At 71.9% G+C, this 14,623-nt stretch carries 17 protein-coding genes; 8 read left to right on the top strand and 9 right to left on the bottom strand.

Going from position 1 to position 14,623, the window contains the following annotated elements:
• The first annotated feature begins 286 nt into the window (after window positions 1-286).
• The 3 genes from IE153_RS01550 (at window position 287) to IE153_RS01540 (ending at window position 4,546) form a co-directional block, all read left to right on the top strand.
• On the top strand, window positions 287-1,261 hold the full coding sequence (locus IE153_RS01550; protein WP_189587733.1) for an SCO0930 family lipoprotein: 975 nt from the start codon (window positions 287-289) through the stop codon (window positions 1,259-1,261).
• Window positions 1,262-1,592: 331 nt separating this feature from the next.
• The gene (locus tag IE153_RS01545) at window positions 1,593-2,405 is read left to right on the top strand and encodes an SAM-dependent methyltransferase (RefSeq protein ID WP_189587732.1); all 813 of its coding nucleotides are present in this window, start codon (window positions 1,593-1,595) and stop codon (window positions 2,403-2,405) included.
• Window positions 2,402-4,546 carry a putative bifunctional diguanylate cyclase/phosphodiesterase gene (locus tag IE153_RS01540; protein ID WP_189587731.1) on the top strand — a complete coding sequence of 715 codons (2,145 nt, stop codon included), beginning with the start codon at window positions 2,402-2,404 and terminating at the stop codon, window positions 4,544-4,546. Before IE153_RS01545 ends, IE153_RS01540 begins: the two co-directional genes overlap by 4 nt.
• A gap of 153 nt (window positions 4,547-4,699) precedes the next feature.
• Here IE153_RS01540 and IE153_RS01535 read toward each other — a convergent pair whose 3' ends face one another.
• Window positions 4,700-5,584, bottom strand: a complete 885-nt coding sequence (locus IE153_RS01535; protein ID WP_189587730.1) for a LysR family transcriptional regulator — start codon at window positions 5,582-5,584, stop codon at window positions 4,700-4,702.
• 83 nt (window positions 5,585-5,667) lie between these two features.
• Here IE153_RS01535 and IE153_RS01530 point away from each other — a divergent pair, with 83 nt between their 5' ends.
• From IE153_RS01530 to IE153_RS01520, 3 genes are read left to right on the top strand one after another with little or no spacing between them, the layout of a single operon-like run.
• Window positions 5,668-6,375: a succinate dehydrogenase gene (locus IE153_RS01530; protein WP_189587729.1), complete on the top strand. Its 708-nt coding sequence runs from the start codon at window positions 5,668-5,670 to the stop codon at window positions 6,373-6,375.
• 2 nt (window positions 6,376-6,377) lie between these two features.
• Entirely contained in the window at window positions 6,378-8,327 is a 1,950-nt protein-coding gene (locus tag IE153_RS01525; RefSeq protein ID WP_189587728.1) for a fumarate reductase/succinate dehydrogenase flavoprotein subunit, read from the top strand.
• Entirely contained in the window at window positions 8,324-9,070 is a 747-nt protein-coding gene (locus IE153_RS01520; RefSeq protein WP_030851268.1) for a succinate dehydrogenase/fumarate reductase iron-sulfur subunit, read from the top strand. The genes IE153_RS01525 and IE153_RS01520 overlap by 4 nt, the downstream gene beginning before the upstream one ends.
• A gap of 161 nt (window positions 9,071-9,231) precedes the next feature.
• On the opposite strand, the gene IE153_RS01515 is transcribed toward IE153_RS01520, so the two are convergent.
• From IE153_RS01515 to gvpO, 8 genes are read right to left on the bottom strand one after another with little or no spacing between them, the layout of a single operon-like run.
• Window positions 9,232-9,525, bottom strand: coding sequence for a gas vesicle protein K (locus IE153_RS01515; protein ID WP_097222262.1), 294 nt, complete (start codon window positions 9,523-9,525; stop codon window positions 9,232-9,234).
• Window positions 9,522-9,770, bottom strand: coding sequence for a gas vesicle protein (locus IE153_RS01510; protein ID WP_189587727.1), 249 nt, complete (start codon window positions 9,768-9,770; stop codon window positions 9,522-9,524). Before IE153_RS01510 ends, IE153_RS01515 begins: the two co-directional genes overlap by 4 nt.
• A complete protein-coding gene (locus IE153_RS01505; protein ID WP_189587726.1) occupies window positions 9,767-10,618 on the bottom strand; it encodes a GvpL/GvpF family gas vesicle protein in 852 nt (283 codons plus the stop codon). The genes IE153_RS01510 and IE153_RS01505 overlap by 4 nt, the downstream gene beginning before the upstream one ends.
• Window positions 10,615-10,959 (bottom strand): gas vesicle protein, encoded by a 345-nt coding sequence (locus tag IE153_RS01500; RefSeq protein ID WP_062930529.1) that lies wholly within the window; start codon window positions 10,957-10,959, stop codon window positions 10,615-10,617. The genes IE153_RS01505 and IE153_RS01500 overlap by 4 nt, the downstream gene beginning before the upstream one ends.
• Complete coding sequence (locus tag IE153_RS01495; RefSeq protein ID WP_189587725.1) at window positions 10,956-11,213, bottom strand: gas vesicle protein GvpG; 258 nt, start codon at window positions 11,211-11,213, stop codon at window positions 10,956-10,958. The genes IE153_RS01500 and IE153_RS01495 overlap by 4 nt, the downstream gene beginning before the upstream one ends.
• 4 nt (window positions 11,214-11,217) lie before the next feature.
• Entirely contained in the window at window positions 11,218-11,985 is a 768-nt protein-coding gene (locus tag IE153_RS01490; protein ID WP_189587724.1) for a GvpL/GvpF family gas vesicle protein, read from the bottom strand.
• Window positions 11,982-12,458, bottom strand: a complete 477-nt coding sequence (locus IE153_RS01485; protein ID WP_189587723.1) for a gas vesicle structural protein GvpA — start codon at window positions 12,456-12,458, stop codon at window positions 11,982-11,984. Before IE153_RS01485 ends, IE153_RS01490 begins: the two co-directional genes overlap by 4 nt.
• A 37-nt stretch (window positions 12,459-12,495) precedes the next feature.
• A complete protein-coding gene (gvpO, locus tag IE153_RS01480) occupies window positions 12,496-12,819 on the bottom strand; it encodes a gas vesicle protein GvpO (RefSeq protein ID WP_189587722.1) in 324 nt (107 codons plus the stop codon).
• A gap of 219 nt (window positions 12,820-13,038) precedes the next feature.
• Between gvpO and IE153_RS01475 the strand changes: the two genes are divergently transcribed.
• Both IE153_RS01475 and IE153_RS01470 read left to right on the top strand, forming a co-directional pair.
• Window positions 13,039-13,809: a GNAT family N-acetyltransferase gene (locus tag IE153_RS01475; RefSeq protein ID WP_189587721.1), complete on the top strand. Its 771-nt coding sequence runs from the start codon at window positions 13,039-13,041 to the stop codon at window positions 13,807-13,809.
• Entirely contained in the window at window positions 13,806-14,621 is an 816-nt protein-coding gene (locus tag IE153_RS01470; RefSeq protein WP_189587720.1) for a lysophospholipid acyltransferase family protein, read from the top strand. The genes IE153_RS01475 and IE153_RS01470 overlap by 4 nt, the downstream gene beginning before the upstream one ends.
• The last annotated feature ends 2 nt before the right edge of the window (window positions 14,622-14,623 follow it).

The raw sequence follows: 14,623 nt of genomic DNA, 5'->3' as shown, positions 1-14,623 counted from the left end.
AGGGGTCCATGCACGACGAAGATCATGAGCCCTGTGCCGCCTGCGTGGGCCGGGGTGCAAGGGGATTGCCCCGAAAGGGGGATCTCTGGGGGGTGCCGGTTTGATCGGCGGTCACCCGCAGGGTGCTTCGTGCGTACGCGTGTGCGACGGCGCGAGGGGCTCGTCACAGGTTCCGGAAAGAAATTTGGCCGACCGTTGAACACAAGCGCAGCCGCCGTGCGTATTCATGGCCGTGCGGCGGCGCAGCAGGGCGCTGCAACACCCTTGCGATTATGGGGAGTTGACGATGAAGACCTCCTGGCGGAGCGCCTCACTCGTGGCGAGCGCCGCGGCGGTCCTGGCGCTGACGACGGCGTGCGGTCAGGACAGCCCACCGGCGGCCAGCCAGAACGTGGGCGCCACGGCCGCGCCCGGGGACTACGGAAGCATCGGCTCGGGCACCGCGGGCGCGGCGGGCGGCGCCGCGACCGCTCAGCCGCCCGCGCCGAGCGCCTCCAGCCCGTCCAACCCCGCCGGCAAGCTGTCCGTCTCCACCGCCGAGAAGGTCGGCAAGGTGGTCACCGACAGTCTCGGTCTCACCCTGTATCGGTTCGACCAGGACACCGAGCAGCCGCCCAAGTCGAATTGCGACGGCGACTGCGCCAAGACCTGGCCGCCGGTTCCGGCCGACGACGCCGAGGCGGGCGAGGGCATCGACAAGGCGCTGCTCGGTTCGGTCACCCGGGCCGACGGCACCAAGCAGCTCACGGTGGGCGGCTGGCCCGCCTATCGCTACGCCAAGGACGTCAACGCCGGTGACGTCAAGGGCCAGGGCGTGGGCGGCAAGTGGTACGCGCTCGCCCCCGACGGCAAGAAGGCGCAGGGGGGTGCGGGCGGCGGCGAGGCGGTCGAGGCCGGGCTGTCCACGCGCAACGACGCCAAGCTCGGCGAGATCGTCGTCGACAAGAACGGCATGACCGTCTACCGGTTCAAGAAGGACGAGGCCTGGCCCAAGCCGGTCTCCAACTGCGCCGGTGCGTGCCTGGAGAAGTGGCCGCTCGTGGAGCCCGTCGACTTCGCCGACACCAAGGGCATCCAGAAGAAGGGCTACATGATCTTCGACCGGACCGACGGCAAGGGCAAGCAGCAGACGATCAACTGCTCGCCCATCTACACCTTCGCCGGCGACAAGGCTCCGGGCGACACCAACGGCCAGGGCGTCGGCGGTACCTGGTACGCCGTGCGGCCCGACGGGAAGCTGGTCGGCGCGTCGGAGAAGTAGAGAAACCTCCCCAGGGTTGATCGTTTCGTCCACCCGAAGCGCAGGCCCGGCCCACCCCTCCGTGCTCCACGGAGGGGTGGGCCGTTTTGCCGTGCTTCACCTGAACTCATCGAATTCCGCATACTCTTCCCCTTCCGGACCGGAACTCTCCGGAATGCCTCGGGTGCTGTTCGTCATATGTTCGAAGGGCATGCGCAGGGGTATCAATGCGGCACGTGCCGCAGGCAGTGACCGGGAACGGATGGTCAATTTCCGTTTCGGGTCGCTCCATTGGCGGGCGATCAGTAGCCTCTGCTCGAACACCGGATCGCCTAACGCCTTGGAGAGATAGATGGAGCGTCCCGCCTGGGCCCCACGGAGCATCGACATCTCGGTGCCCAGCGTCTCCCGGATGTACGACTACTACCTGGGCGGATCGCACAACTTCGAGGTCGACCGGGAAGCGGCCCGCAGGGCCATGGAGTTCATGCCGGGACTCCCCAAAGTCATGCAGGCGAACCGCGCTTTCATGCGCCGCGCCGTGCGCTACGCGGCAGGCCAGGGCATCTCCCAGTTCCTGGACATCGGCTCCGGCATCCCCACCTTCGGCAATGTGCACGAGGTGGCGCAGGCCGCCCGCCCCGGTGCGCGCGTGGTGTACGTCGACCACGACCCGGTGGCGGTGGCGCACAGCCAGGCGGTCCTGGAGGGCAACGACGACGCGGGCGTCGTCGCGGCGGACCTGCGCAAGCCCCAGGAGATCCTGCGCAGCCCCGAGGTGGAGCGGCTGATCGACTTGAATCAGCCAGTGGCGCTGCTCCTCGTTGCCATACTGCACTTCGTGGAAGACGAGGACGACCCGTACGGGGCCGTGGCCGAACTGCGCGAGGCGCTCGCGCCCGGCAGCCTGCTCGTGCTCACCCACGCCTCCTACGAGGGGATCCCGCTGCCGCCGGAGCGGGCCGGGGGTGCGGTGGACGTGTACGAGGACATCCGCAACCCGCTGATCATGCGCTCGCGCGAGGACATCGCGCGGTTCTTCGAGGGGTACGACATGGTGGAACCCGGACTGGTGGCGATGCCGCACTGGCGCCCCGACACCGCACCGGAGGACGAGGATCCGTACGCGTTCTCCGGGTTCGCGGGCGTGGGGCGTACGGCGTGACCGCGGAACCGGACGGGCCGGAGGACAGACTGCGCCGGTTCGCGACGATCTGGAGCCGGGCCGTCTTCCCGGTGACCTCGACGTCGTCGACCCGCCCCGAGTTCGAGGCACACCTGCTGCCCCTGGCCCGGCGGCTGAGCGAGGCCCTGCTGGCCCGGACCTTCGACTCCGACGCGGGCCGGGCGGTCGGCGCCGCCCTCGTGGACGCGCACTGCACCGACCCGGAGGCACTCAGCCGCACCCTGGACTGCGTCGACGCCTACCTGGTCCTGTACTGCGGCGGCGACGGCGACCAGGAGGACCTGCGGGCCCGGTGTGCGCGGTTGCAGCACGCGATGGCCGCCGGTTTCGCCCGGACGCTGCGCGAGCGGACCCTGGCCGAGCAGGAGGCCATCGCCCAGGCCGCCCTCCAGGCGCAAGGCGTGGTGGCGCAGGCCCTGCACGCGAGCGAGGCGCGGTTCCGCGCCGTCTTCGAGGGCGCGGCCATAGGCATCGGCATGGCCGACCTCGAGGGCAACATACTGCAGGTCAACGGCGCGCTGCTGCGCATGTTCGGGGTCTCCGAGCCGACGCTGCGCAGCCGCAACGTCCGGGACTGGACCCACCCCGACGACGCCCCGCAGACCTGGCGGCTCTACGACGAACTGGTACGGGGCGAGCGGGAGCACTACCACCTGGAGAAGGCGTTCTACCGGCCTGACGGAACCGTCCTGTGGACCAACCTGACGGTGTCCCTGCTGCGTGACGCCGACGGCGATCCGCAGTACCAGCTCGCCCTCATGGAGGACACCACCGAGCGGCGGCTGCTCAACCTGCGGCTGCGCTACGAGGCCACGCACGACGCGCTGACCGGGCTGCCCAACCGCACCTTCTTCTTCGAGCGGCTGGAGAAGGCGCTGGGCGCCGGGGAAGGCCAGCGGTTCGGGCTGTGCTACCTCGACCTCGACGGCTTCAAGACCATCAACGACAGCCTCGGCCACGCGGCCGGCGACCGGCTGCTGGTGGAGGTCGCCGACCGGCTGCAGTCGTGCGCCACCGCGCCCGGCGAAATGGTCGCGCGGCTCGGCGGCGACGAGTTCGTCGCGCTGACCACCGGACCCGACACCCAGCACGCGGTCGACGAACTCGCCGGACGCATCATGAACGCGCTGCTCGCGCCGATCAGCGTCGACGGCCGGGAACTGACCGTGCGCGGCAGCATCGGCATCGTGGAGGGCCCGGCCGGGGAACGCAGCCCGGCGGAGGTGCTGCGCAGCGCGGACATCACCATGTACCGGGCCAAGTCGGCGGGCGGCAACCGCTTCGAACTCGCCGACGCGGAGGCGGACGCCCGGGCCATCACGCGGCACGGCCTGACCACGGCGCTGCCGACGGCGCTGGATCGGGGCGAGTTCTTCATCGAGTACCAGCCGCTGGTGCACCTCGGCGACGGCAGCGTCCGGGGAGCCGAGGCCCTGGTGCGCTGGCTGCACCCGCAGCACGGCGTGCTCGGGCCGGACCGGTTCATCCCGCTCGCGGAGCACACCGGGCTGATCGTGCCCCTCGGGCGGTGGGTGCTGGAGCAGTCGGTGCGCCAGGCCCGCGAGTGGCGGGAACTGCAGGGCGGCGTCGAGGCGGCGGGGCCGCTGCGGATCAACGTGAACCTGTCGCCGTGTCAGCTGACGCACCCCGGTCTGGTCCAGGACACGGTGGACATCCTGGAGCGCACGGGCGTCGCGCCGGACGCGCTGTGCCTGGAGGTCACGGAGTCGGCGCTGATCGGAGCGGACGACGATCTGCTGAAGCCGCTGCGGCGCCTGGCGGAGATGGGTGTCGACATCGCCCTGGACGACTTCGGCACGGGCTACTCCAACCTCGCCAACCTGCGCCGGCTGCCGGTCAGCGTCCTGAAGCTGGACCGCTCCTTCACCCAGAGCATGCAGCAGTTCCCGGCGGACCCCGTCGACCTGAAGATCGTCGAGGGGATCGTCTCCCTGGCCCACAGCCTGAACCTGGCGGTGACGGTGGAGGGTGTGGAGACGGGAGCCCAGGCCGAACAACTGCGCATACTCGGCTGCGACACGGCGCAGGGCTGGTACTACGCGAGGCCGGGCCCACCGGAGCGCCTCCACCAGCTGGCCCTGGTGGACGCAACGGGCTAGGTGTGCTGTCCGGGGACGTTGGTGACGGGCGACACGCCTTCGAGGGGTGCGGGGCTGTATTCGAGATGCGGGTCCGCCGCGTGGGCGCGACCAGCCACGGTCGACCCGCACCCTCGAACGGCGTTCACACCCAACGGCGCTTGAGAAACCCCCTCACCGCTCCAGCAGCATCCGCTGCAACTCCCGAGCGGCCCGGGGCGGCGCCACATCACTGCGATGTGCCAGCGCGATCGTGCGGTACAGGCCGGGTCTGGCCAACGGCGTCACCCGTAGGCCACGACCCGACCTCGCCGCCACCATCCGCGGCACCACGGCGACCCCCAGCCCGGCCCGCACGAACCCCAGCACCGCATCCATCTCCCCGCCCTCCACGGCGAAGTCGGGTTCGAACCCCTCCGCACGGCACGCGGCCACGGTCAGCTCCCGCAGGTCGTACCCGTGCCGGAACATCACCAGCCGCTCACCCTCGAGGTCGGAGACCCGCACGGTGCGGCGCCCCCGGCCCGGACGCGGGGCATCCGGCGAGGAGACCACGACAAGATCCTCCCTCAGCAGCTCCACCGTGGTCAGCGCCGGTGACGGAGTCGGCAGCGGCAGCACCACCAGCGCCAGATCCAGCGCCCCCCGCGCCAGCTCCCGTACCAGATCGTGCGAGCCGCCCTCCTCGATCAGCAGCCGCACCCCGGGGTAGCGGTCGTGGAACGCCCGCAGCACATCCGGCAGCAGACCCGTGCACAGACTCGGCGTCGCGCCCAGCCGCACCCGGCCGCTGCGCAGCTGCACCAGTTCCTGCACCTCGTGCCGGGCCGTGTCGGCGTCGGCCAGGATGCGCCGGGCCAGCGGGAGGAGCGCCTCCCCGGCGTCCGTGAGCGTGATGTTGCCCCGGGCGCGCAGGAACAGGTCCGCGCCCAGCTCCCGCTCCAGCGCCTTGATCTGCTGCGACAACGACGGCTGGGCGACATGGACCAGATCGGCGGCCCGGGTGAAGTGCCGGGTCTCGGCGACGGCCACGAAGTACTGGAGCTGCTGGAACTGCATGCTCCCACGATAGCTCCAGCCTATGGATTCAAGCCGGAGCATGTCTTGGACCGATCAGCCGCGGATCCGTAACGTGCTGTTCCATGGCTCTGGCAACGCGGACGGACCGACGGCCGTCTCTCGCACGCACCGTGTGGGACTCCACCGTCGGCAAGAAGACCGTGATGGCGGTCAGTGGTCTGATCATGCTGCTGTACCTGGTCGTCCACATGATCGGAAACCTGAAGATCTTCTTCGGGGCGGGAGAGTTCAACCACTACGCGCACTGGCTGCGCGTCGTCGGCGAGCCGTTCATGCACTACGAGTGGACGCTCTGGCTCGTCCGGATCGTGCTGGTCGTCGCCGTCGTCGCCCACGCCACCTCGGCGTACCAGCTCAGCCGCCGCGACATCAGGGCACGGCCCAGCAAGTACGTGCACAAGAAGGCACGGGCGAGCTACGCGACGCGGACCATGCGCTGGGGCGGCGTCATCCTCGGCCTGTTCATCGTGTGGCACATCCTCGACCTGACGACCGGCACCGTGCACTCCGGCGGCTTCCAGGAGGGCCACCCGTACCAGAACGTCGTGGACACCTTCTCCACCTGGTACGGCAACGTCGTCTACATCGTCGCGATGCTCGCGCTCGGCCTGCACGTCCGGCACGGCTTCTGGAGCGCGGCCCAGACCCTCGGCGCGGGCAGCCGCACCCGCGACCGCGCCCTGAAGACCACGGCCAACGTCCTCGCGCTGCTGCTCACGGCCGGCTTCATCGCCGTACCCGTGGGCGTCATGACCGGAGTGGTGAGCTGAAGATGACTTCGTACGCCGACTACACGACCGGCGAGCCGGTCGTCGACACCAAGGCCCCCACCGGGCCGGTCAACGAGCGGTGGGACACGCGCCGCTTCGAGGCCAAGCTGGTCAACCCCGCCAACCGGCGCAAGCACACCGTGATCGTCGTCGGTACCGGCCTCGCCGGCGGCTCCGCCGGCGCCACCCTCGCCGAACAGGGCTACCACGTCGTCCAGTTCTGCTACCAGGACTCGCCCCGCCGCGCCCATTCCATCGCCGCGCAGGGTGGCATCAACGCCGCGAAGAACTACCGCAACGACGGCGACTCCGTCCACCGCCTGTTCTACGACACCGTCAAGGGCGGCGACTTCCGCGCCCGCGAGTCCAACGTCCACCGGCTCGCGCAGATCTCCGTCGAGATCATCGACCAGTGCGTGGCCCAGGGCGTGCCCTTCGCCCGGGAGTACGGCGGACTGCTCGACACCCGGTCGTTCGGCGGCGTGCAGGTGTCACGCACGTTCTACGCCCGGGGCCAGACGGGCCAGCAGCTTCTCCTCGGCGCCTACCAGGCCCTCAGCCGGCAGATCGCCGCCGGGAACATCGAGATGCACCCGCGCACCGAGATGCTCGACCTGATCGTCGTCGACGGACGGGCGCGCGGGATCGTCGCCCGGGACCTGGTCACGGGCACGATCGACACGTACTTCGCGGACGCCGTCGTCCTCGCCTCCGGCGGCTACGGCAACGTCTTCTACCTGTCGACGAACGCCATGAACTCCAACGCCACCGCCATCTGGCGGGCCCACCGGCGCGGCGCCCACTTCGCCAACCCCTGCTTCACCCAGATCCACCCCACCTGCATCCCGCGCACCGGCGACCACCAGTCCAAGCTCACGCTGATGAGCGAGTCGCTGCGCAACGACGGGCGCATCTGGGTTCCGAAGGCGAAGGGCGACCAGCGGCCCCCGAACGAGATCCCCGAGGACGAGCGCGACTACTACCTGGAGCGCATCTACCCGTCGTTCGGCAACCTCGTCCCGCGCGACATCGCCTCCCGCGCCGCGAAGAACGTCTGCGACGAGGGCAGGGGAGTGGGCCCCGGCGGGCAGGGCGTCTACCTCGACTTCGCCGACGCCATCGCCCGTATGGGACGCAAGGCGGTCGAGGCCAAGTACGGCAACCTCTTCGACATGTACCAGCGGATCACCGACGAGGATCCGTACGAGGTGCCGATGCGGATCTACCCCGCCGTGCACTACACGATGGGCGGCCTGTGGGTCGACTACGACCTCCAGACCACCGTCCCCGGGCTGTTCGCGATCGGCGAGGCCAACTTCTCCGACCACGGCGCCAACCGGCTCGGCGCCTCCGCGCTGATGCAGGGACTCGCGGACGGCTACTTCGTCCTCCCCTCGACCATCAACGACTACCTGGCCCGCAACCCGCACCACGACGCGGTGACCGACGAACACCCCGCCGTGCAGGAGGTGCTGGCCGACACCCAGGACCGGCTCAACCTGCTGCTGTCCGTCGACGGCGACCGCACCCCCGACTCCTTCCACCGCGAGGTCGGCGAACTCATGTGGGAGTTCTGCGGCATGGCCCGCACCGACTCCGGCCTGCGCAAGGCGCTGGAGCGCATCCCGCAGATCCGCGAGGAGTTCTGGCGGCGCATCAAGGTGCCCGGCACCGGCGAGGAGTTCAATCAGTCGCTGGAGAAGGCCAACCGCATCGTCGACTACCTGGAGCTCGCCGAGCTGATGTGCCTCGACGCGCTGCACCGCGAGGAGTCGTGCGGCGGCCACTTCCGCGAGGAGTCCCAGACGCCCGACGGCGAGGCCGCCCGCAAGGACGAGGAGTTCGGGTACGCGGCCGCCTGGGAGTTCACCGGCACCGGCGAGGCTCCCGTCCTGCACAAGGAAGACCTGGTCTTCGAGTACGTCCACCCCACCCAGCGGAGCTACGCATGAAGCTCACCCTGCGCGTCTGGCGGCAGCGCAACGCCGACGCCGACGGCACGATGTCCACGTACGAGGTGGACGGGATCTCACCCGACATGTCGTTCCTGGAGATGCTCGACACGCTCAACGAGGAGCTCATCGTCAAGGGCGAGGACCCCGTCGCCTTCGACCACGACTGCCGCGAGGGCATCTGCGGGGCGTGCTCGCTCGTCATCAACGGCGACGCGCACGGGCCCGAGCGGACCACCACCTGTCAGCTGCACATGCGGTCGTTCGAGGACGGCGACACCATCGACGTCGAGCCGTGGCGGGCCTCCGCGTTCCCGGTGATCAAGGACCTGGTCGTGGACCGGTCGGCGTTCGACCGGATCATCCAGGCCGGCGGGTACATCACCGCGCCGACCGGGGCGGCCCCCGAGGCGCACGCCACGCCGGTGCCGAAGCCGGACGCCGACCTCGCCTTCGAGCACGCCGAGTGCATCGGGTGCGGGGCGTGCGTGGCGGCCTGTCCGAACGGGGCGGCGATGCTGTTCACGTCCGCCAAGATCAACCATCTCAACGTGCTGCCCCAGGGAGCGCCCGAGCGGGAGACGCGGGTGCTGGACATGGTGGAGCAGATGGACGAGGAGGGGTTCGGGGGCTGCACCCTCGCCGGGGAGTGCGCCACCGCCTGCCCCAAGGGGATTCCGCTCATGTCCATCACCAGCATGAACAAGGAGTGGTTGCGGGCCGCGCGGAAGGTGAAGCGGTAGCGCCGTAGGGGCTTCGGTGCTTCGGCGGCTGCGGGTGCGTCGGGGTTGATCGCGCAGTGCCCCGCGCCCCCCAGGGGGTTGCAGTGAACGTTCGCCGGTAGGTGCGGACGGGCGGGGCCGGGAGCGGTGCTCATCCCCGGCCCCGTCTCGCGACGCGCGCGTCACGGGCGGGGGTCGGCCAGCAAGGGGCCCAGCGGGCCGAGGTCCAGGTTGAGGTCGCTGCGCCGCAGCCCGTGCTGTGCGCACAGTTCGTCCATGCGCTCGTCCAGCAGCATCAGCGCGGTACCCAGCCGGTCCTCCTGCTCGGCGCTGAGCGTGCCCTCGTCGAAACGGCGGACCGCCTGGCGTTCCATGAGCTGCCGCAGGAGTTCCACCACGGTCAGCACCAGGGCCGCCAGATCGTTCGTGACGCGCTCGGGATCGAGGTCCAGCGCGTGGGTGCGCGGCGCGGTCACAGCGGCCCGCTGTCCGACCAGGGCGAGGGGACCCGGTCGCTGACCGACGCCAGCAGGGCGTGCAGGGAGATCCGCACCAACGGCACGTCGGCGATGGCCAGCACCAGATCACCGCTGACCACGACGCCCGTCGCCAGCACCCGGTCGAGCAGGTCCACGAGCGGCACCCCGACGGGCGCGTACGGCTCCGGGCCGTCCCAGGGCACCGCCGTGCGGTCGGCACCGCCGGGCACCGGTACCGTCATGCGCCGGCCTCCTCGTGCGCGTCGCGCTCCGTCTCGTCCGAGCGGGCGAAGGAGTACGGGATCCAGGGCCCCGACATGGTGACCTCCACGGCCGACCGCTGGGCGTCGCAGGCCAGTTCGCCGACGGCCCGGACGAACTCGGCGCGCCGTGCGTCGTCGACCAGGTAGGCCGCGTTGAGCAGCTGCGGGACGCTCCTGCCGGTCAACTGCTCGCTCTGCGGCCGGTGCCGCGTCGCCGCGACGGCGTGGCGCCGCAGCTCCCGGTCGACGGCGTGGGCCTGCGCCAGGGCCCGCTCGCGCTCCTCGCGTTCGGTGCGCCGCCGCTCGCTCACCCGGCGCAGGTACGACCGCCCGTCGGCCGGCCCGTCCCCGGCGGCGCCGGACGCGTGCCCGAGTCCGGGGCCGTGCACCTTCACCGCCCACTCGGTGCGGTGGCGCAGCCGGTCCAGCAGGCTGCGCAGGGACGCCGCCCGGGCGGTGACGGCCCGCACCGCGTTGTCGTCGTCCAGGTACAGCGTCGCCATCGGCAGGGGAACGACGGGGCCCGCGCTCGCGGCCGTCTCCACGCCCCGGTGGTGGGCGCGGGCGCAGCGTTCCAACTCGTCCGGCCGGTTCAGCCGCTCCGCGAGCGCCTCCTCGCCGAAGGCCGCCGCGGGAACGTCCTGCACGATCAGGTGCAGCGGCCCCGCGGCCAGGACGCGCAGCGGACCGCCGCCGTCATGGCCCGGTGTCACCGACACCGCCTCATGCGGCGGAGTCGTGTCCGTCACGGCGAACACGCAGGTGACGGTGGGGCACGGCATCTCCGGTGCGGTCGCGGACACCCGGTCGGCCGGCAGCGTGCTCATCGGGTCACCTCGGAGGTGTCGGCGTCGGCGTCCTCCAGGGCCGCGAGACGCGCGCGCAGACGCGCGTTCTCCTCGGTGAGCGCGTCACGCGCGGCGCGCGAGGACAGCGCCGGGTCCGTCTCCCACCAGTCGATGCCCGCCTTCTTGGCGGTCTCGACCGAGGCGATGAACAGGCGCAGACGGATGGTGAGCAGTTCGATGTCGAGCAGGTCGATCTTGATGTCGCCCGCGATGACGATGCCCTTGTCCAGGACGCGTTCGAGCAGGTCCGCGAGGCTTCCGGAGGGCGGCCCGGCCGGCTGTACTCCGGGGCCCGCGGGCCAAGTGCCGAGGTCGGTCACGAAGCGCCCCCGCGATGTCCTGTGTACCGGACCGGACTGTCGAGGCGGGCGAGCAACCGCTCCTCCTCCGCCTCGAAGGCCGCCTCGTCGATGGCGCCCTCCTCCAGGGCCCGGTTGAGTGCCGCCAGGCGCGCCTGCACCGCACGCGGATCGCCGGCCTGGCGTTCGGCCTCCTGGAGCAGGTGGTCGGCGACCCAGAGCGTGCCGCGCACCGGGGCGAGCGGCAGCAGCAGGAGCCCGGTCACGAGTCCCACCGCGTCACCGGCCTGCCGTGGCGGACGGCGCGTCGACGAAGCTGTAGCACGGCAGCGGACCGGTCACGCTGAGCGCCAGCCGGTCCCCGACGTCGCGCGCCTGCGCGGCCACGGCCTGCCGGAAGCGCTGCTCGTCGGCGGAACGCACCAGGAACGACGTGCTCAGCACCTGCTCGTCGTCGACCGGACCCGACGCCGTGCGCACGGCGAGCGGAGCCAGGCGGGCCAGCACCTCCCGTGCCGCGCCCCGGGCCTCGCGCGTGACACCCTTGGCGAGCGCCTCGCCCAGCCGCACGTTCGCCTCGTAGCCGGGGCGGTGCCGGGTCTGGCGGGCGAGCGTGCGCAGGGCGTCGTCCCGGCGTACGAGGTCGGCGAAGTACCCGTGCACGACGGCACCCTTCACGTTCATCTCGACGCAGCCTCGTACCACGTCGAGCTGTGCCGCCAAGCGGGCTCGGTCGGTGCGCAGTTGCCCGCGCAGCGACTTTGCGTCGGGAGTCAGGACGGCGAACCGCATGGGCAGGACGGGGCCCTGCGCGGCGAGTTCGCCCAGCACCGCCTGATGGGCCATCAGGTCGCGTCGCCGCGCCCGGACGGACGCCGGGGCGTCCGAGACGGCCGCGCACAGCCCGTCCTCGGTCAGCAGCCGCACCGCCGCGCCGTCCACCCCGGGCGCCCGCGGGGACCGGACGCCCGCGGGGGCGATGCCGTACACGTACAGGGTGCCGAGCGTGCCGGCGGTGGTGAGGGCTGCGGTGGCCGTCACGGTCATTCCTCCTCGGCCTTGCGGCGCCGGGGCCGCGGGCGGTCGTCGTCACTGCGGCGCTTGCGCGCGGGCCGCTGGGCGCGCTCGGTGCGGGCGTCGGCCTCGTCGTCGTCCACGTCGTCCTCGGTGTCGTCGTCCGGGGTGAGGACGTCGCGCACCTTGTCGGTCAGGGAACCGGCGGCACGCTTGGCGCCCGCCTTGCCGACGGCCTTGGAGACCGGTCCGCCGAACAGTTCGGGCACGGTCTTGGAACGCGTGTCGTGCTCGAGGTCCAGGCGGTTGCACGCCTCCGCGAAGCGCAGGTAGGTGTCGACGCTGGCGACCACGATGCGCGCGTCGATCTTGATGATCTCGATCCCGACCAGCGAGACGCGCACGAAGACGTCGATCACCATGCCGCGGTCGAGAATCAGCTCCAGCACGTCGTAGAGCGTTCCGGCGCGAGGCGAACAGACGATCTCGTCGCTGTAGACGGTCATGCGGCGGTCCTTCCGGTCAGCGGTTGCGGCGGTCCGGTCACTGGTCCTGGGCGCCGCGCCGGAAGCGCGCGGTCCGGCGGTACCGCACCAGTTCGCCCGACGAGTCCAGTTCCACCTGATACGTCGCGAGCAGGCTGGTGGTGTCGGGGATGCGGGCCAGTTCGAGCACGTCGACGTCGACGACCCAGCCGTCGTCCTCGCCCGGGCACACCGCGGACACCCCTTCGAGGCGGTGGCTGATCAGCTCCGTCAGCGCCTCCGCGGCGCGCCGCGCGGCCTCACCGGCACCACGTACGGTGCGCCGGCGCTTGGTGGACGGGGCCGAGCCTCCGCGTCGCCCGTCGGCTCCGGGTTCTGTCATGCAGCCCACTCTCGCCGCAGGAGCCGGGGTACGCGTGCGCAGCTGGGCCATCCGGGCCGCGCCGGCGGGCGCGAGCCGTTCAGCAACCTCACACCCGTTCTCTCTGCACATGACACGCGCAGGTCAGTCGGCATCGGGAGAACAGAGGCGGAGGTTCGCACGCCACCGCTCAGCGCCCCGCCCCGCCTCACCGAACCGGCCCGTGACCAGGAGAGTGCCATGACCGGCGTACTGACCGTCGACCGCCCCGCGCAGCCCACGGCCCCCACCCGCTACACCGTCGCCCTCGCCCGGAACGAGGAGGACGTGCGGGCCGCCCAGCGGCTGCGGCACGATGTCTTCGCCGGGGAGATGGGCGCCCTGCTGGCCGGCCCGCAGCCGGGCCTCGACGTCGACTCCTTCGACGCGTACTGCGACCACCTGCTCGTCCGGGAGGGGACGACCGGCCAGGTCGTCGGCACCTACCGGCTGCTGCCGCCCGAGCGCGCGGCGGTCGCCGGGCGGCTGTACTCCGAGGGCGAGTTCGACCTCACCGCACTCGACGGGATCCGGCCGCAGCTCGTCGAGGTCGGCCGCTCCTGTGTGCACCCCGACCACCGCGACGGGGCCGTCATCAGCCTCATCTGGGCCGGCATCGCCCGCTACATGGTCGACCGCGGCCACGAGTGGCTCGCCGGCTGCTGCTCCGTCCCGCTCGCCGACGGCGGCACCCTCGCCTCCGCCACCTGGGACCGGGTCGGCGACAAGCACCTCGCGCCGCAGGAGTTCCGGGTGCGGCCGCTGCTGCCGTGGACGCCCGGCCCCGCGCCCGCCGACCGCGTCGAACTGCCCGCCCTGCTGCGCGGCTACCTGCGCCTCGGCGCCTGGGTGTGCGGCGCACCGGCCCACGACCCGGACTTCGGCGTCGCCGACCTGTACGTGCTGCTGCCGATGAGCCGCGTCAACGCGCGCTACCTGCGCCACTTCCTCTCTCTCGCCCCGGCCGGATGAGCGCCTGGCTGCCCACCGCGCCCTGCACGCCGCGCGCCTGTGTCGAGGCGTCGGCGGCCGTGCGGGCGCGGGCCGTGCCGCGTGCCGTGCTGCGGCTCGGCGCGGTCCTGCTGCTCCTCCTCGCGGGGATCGCGCTGACGCCCTTCGGCGCCCGGATCCCGCCGTCCCTGATCCGGCGCTGGTGCCGGTGGATCGTGCGGGCCGCCGGTGTCCGCGTCCGTATCACCGGGGCCGCCGCTCCCACCGGCGGACTGCTGCTGGTCGCCAACCACATCTCCTGGCTGGACGTCCCGCTGCTCGCCGCCGTCCGCCCCGCCCGGATGCTGGCCAAGACGGAGGTACGGCACTGGCCGGTCGCGGGTGCGCTGGCCGCGCGCGGCGGCACCCTGTTCATCGACCGGGACCGGCTGCGGGCCCTCCCGGACACGGTCGCCCGGATCGCCGGGGCGCTGCGCGAGGGCGCCGCGGTCGCGGCCTTCCCCGAGGGCAGCACCTGGTGCGGCCGGGCCCAGGGCACCTTCCGCCGGGCCGTCTTCCAGGCCGCGCTGGACGCCGGGGTGCCGGTCCAGCCGGTGCGCATCGGCTACCGGCTCAGCGGCGGCACGGCCACCACGGCCCCCGCGTACGTCGGCGAGGACACGCTGCTCGCCTCCCTGTGGCGGGTGGCGAGCACCCGCGGCCTGATCGCGGAGGTCGAGGTCCGCGACCCCGTCCCCCCGGGCGGCAGCCCCGACCGCCGCGCCCTCGCCCGCGCGGCACAGCAGCCGGAGACGGCCGCGCCGGCCTGGACGCACACGGTGCTCGTCGCGTAGGG

The organism is Streptomyces massasporeus, assembly GCF_014648995.1.
GTDB classification, from domain to species: Bacteria; Actinomycetota; Actinomycetes; order Streptomycetales; family Streptomycetaceae; genus Streptomyces; species Streptomyces massasporeus.
This window is presented reverse-complemented; position numbering and strand designations above follow the sequence as displayed.